Consider the following 2,098-nt stretch of genomic DNA (forward strand, 5'->3'; position numbering starts at 1 on the left):
GGCGCCGCGCCACCTCCACGGCGTCGCGCACGCCCTTGCGCGTGTCGGCCACGAGCGAGCGCTCGAGCACGGCGAACTCCCGCGCGCCCGCCTCCTGCAACCGCTGCCTTATCTCGGCGACCGTCGGCCCCATGCGCCCGCACGTCCCTTCTCGTCCGCGCGCCCGCCCCCGCGGCCGCGCCCGTTCCCGTCTCTCTCCCATGATAGCAAAAGCCGCCCAACCGGGCGGCAGAAGAAACACGGCAAGCGTAGTCACCGCCTACCAATTCGCGCGCAGCGCGAATATTAACCGGCCAGGTTGGCGTAGTAAGACAGCGAGAAGCCCCCTCGCGCCGATAATCGGCCCGTTTCGCGGCAGAGCGTACTTCTGTACGCGAAGGCAAGCGAAAAAGGGGCGAGGATCAGTGCGAAGGGGCTTCGCAGCGTCAGCTCGTTCGGCGGCCGTCAGGCCGACGGAACCTAGCGGAAGGACTTCTCCTTGATCTTGGCGGCCTTGCCCACCTTGTCGCGCAGGTAGTACAGCTTGGCACGACGGACGTCACCCTTGCGCATGACCTCGATCTTCTCGATCTTCGGGGAATGCACGGGGAACGTGCGCTCCACGCCGATGGAGAAGCTGACCTTGCGCACCGTGAACGTCTCGCGGCTCGAGGCGCCGTGGCGGCGGATGACATCGCCCTGGAACACCTGGATGCGCTCGCGGCTGCCCTCGACGATGCGGTAATGGACCTTCACGTTGTCGCCCACGTTGAAATCGGGGAGGTCCTGCTTGATCTGCTGCTGTTCGATAGCGCGAATGATGTCCATGTTCGTTATCCTTCTATGCGTTCAGATTGAATCTCGTATCGTGTTCTGTGGAAAGACACAATTGGACAGTATACTGCCCCATGCCCGCTCGCGCAAGGAAAAAAGCGCCGTCTTCCTGCATTTTTTCCCGAAACCGCCCCGCACTCCACGCAAATCCCAGATTCGGCGCGCCCTGCGCTCATCATTTCGCCGTGCGGCACCGCGAAGCCGCAACCCGGATGCGGGGCGCGGGACGTTCCCGGCAAAGCTGCCAAGCGGGCCAGCGCCGCCTCAGACGAGCGAGAGCAGCGCGTAGGCGGCCACGCCCGACACGGCGCACCACAGAAGCGACTTCGTCCTCCATGCCACGATCGCCACGACGCCGGCAGCCAGAAGCGGTGCGGCTGCCGGCCAGAGGCCCGCGTCGAACATGCCGGGCGTCAGCAGGTCGTTCGCCACGAGCGCGGCGAAGGCGGCCGACGGGATGAACCCGAGCGCCTGCTCCACCCCCTCCGGCAGCTGCTTGCCCTTGAGCGCGAACAGCGGCACCGTGCGGCACACGAGCATGGTGACGGCGCAGCACGCGAACACGACGAGGAAGTCGCCCCATCCCATCGGCTCCATCAGCCTCGCTCCTTCGCCCAGGTGAACGCCAGCGCCGCTGCGACGCCCGCGAGCGCGCCCACGAGGATGGCCGGCCCCCCGAGACCCACGGCCTTGCAGGCGAACACGCCCAAGACGGCCACGGCGGCGGCCACGAGGTTCGCAGGCGTCGGCCTCTGCGTGACCAGCAGGCAGATGAAGATGGAGGTCATGGCGAACGCCGCTATGGCCAGCGGCACGCCGATGGCGTTGCCCACGAGCACGCCTGCCACGTTCGAGAGCGCCCAGGAGCTCTGCGAGAACAGGTTAACGAGCGTGGCGCGCCCCACCGACCAGTCGCCCGCCTCGAACCTCGCCGTGTTCACGCCGTAGCTCTCGTCGGTCACGGTGGCGGAGAACAGGAAGGCCAGGCGCTTCCTCACGCCCTTGCACGCCGGCGCGAAGGCGGCCGAGTACAGCATCTGGCGCGTGTTCACCAGCGACACGCTGGCGATGATGGAGGCCAGCGGCGAGCCCGCCAGCCACATGTTCGGGATCATGAACTGCCCGGCGCCCGAGTAGAACAGCGCCGAGAGCAGGAACACCTGCAGGGCGTCCAGGCCGATGGAGGCGCACAGGATGCCGCAGGGTATGCCGATGGCCACGTAGCCCAGCATGATGGGCAGCGCGGCTGAAAACGATTGTCGTATGTGGTCCCCGGAAAGCACAG

The 2,098-nt window shown here is 66.8% G+C and carries 3 protein-coding genes; all 3 read right to left on the bottom strand.

Annotated features, from left to right (window positions below):
- Positions 1-459 precede the first annotated feature (459 nt).
- Entirely contained in the window at positions 460-807 is a 348-nt protein-coding gene (gene rplS / locus GPA_RS02615) for a 50S ribosomal protein L19 (protein WP_015538852.1), read from the bottom strand.
- 270 nt (positions 808-1,077) lie between these two features.
- Positions 1,078-1,410 carry an AzlD domain-containing protein gene (locus tag GPA_RS02620; RefSeq protein ID WP_015538853.1) on the bottom strand — a complete coding sequence of 111 codons (333 nt, stop codon included), beginning with the start codon at positions 1,408-1,410 and terminating at the stop codon, positions 1,078-1,080.
- On the bottom strand, positions 1,410-2,096 hold the full coding sequence (locus tag GPA_RS02625; protein ID WP_041238855.1) for an AzlC family ABC transporter permease: 687 nt from the start codon (positions 2,094-2,096) through the stop codon (positions 1,410-1,412). The genes GPA_RS02620 and GPA_RS02625 overlap by 1 nt, the downstream gene beginning before the upstream one ends.
- Positions 2,097-2,098: the final 2 nt, after the last annotated feature.

The organism is Gordonibacter pamelaeae 7-10-1-b, from assembly GCF_000210055.1.
Taxonomy (GTDB): Bacteria; Actinomycetota; Coriobacteriia; order Coriobacteriales; family Eggerthellaceae; genus Gordonibacter; species Gordonibacter pamelaeae.